This window comes from Pseudaquabacterium pictum (assembly GCF_005403045.1).
GTDB lineage: Bacteria > Pseudomonadota > Gammaproteobacteria > Burkholderiales > Burkholderiaceae_C > Pseudaquabacterium > Pseudaquabacterium pictum.
In genome coordinates, this window is the sequence record NZ_BJCL01000056.1 from 1 (window position 1) to 335 (window position 335).

1 protein-coding gene is annotated in these 335 nt (G+C 67.2%); it reads left to right on the forward strand.

What is annotated here, in order from left to right:
- A partial coding sequence (locus FFT10_RS27570; RefSeq protein ID WP_174246160.1) for an SdrD B-like domain-containing protein occupies positions 1 to 335 on the forward strand: 335 nt, incomplete at both ends.

The following is a 335-nucleotide window of genomic DNA, read 5'->3' on the forward strand; positions in this document are numbered from 1 at the left end:
GGCACCGCTGGCAACGACCTGCTGAGCGGCATCACGCTGGTCGCCGGTGCGAACAGCGTTGAGAACAACTTCGGTGAACTGCCGCCGGCCAAGCTCAGCGGCTACGTGTACGAAGACGCGGGCAACGACGGCGTGCGCAACAGCGAGGCGCCGATTGCCGGGGTCGAGGTCAAGCTGACGGGCACCGACGACCTGGGCAACCCGGTCACGGCCACTGCCACGACCGACGCGAACGGTTTCTACCAGTTCACCAACCTGCGCCCGGGCACCTACAACGTGGCCGAGACGCAACCCGCTGGCTACCTGGACGGCAAGGACACCATCGGCACGACCGG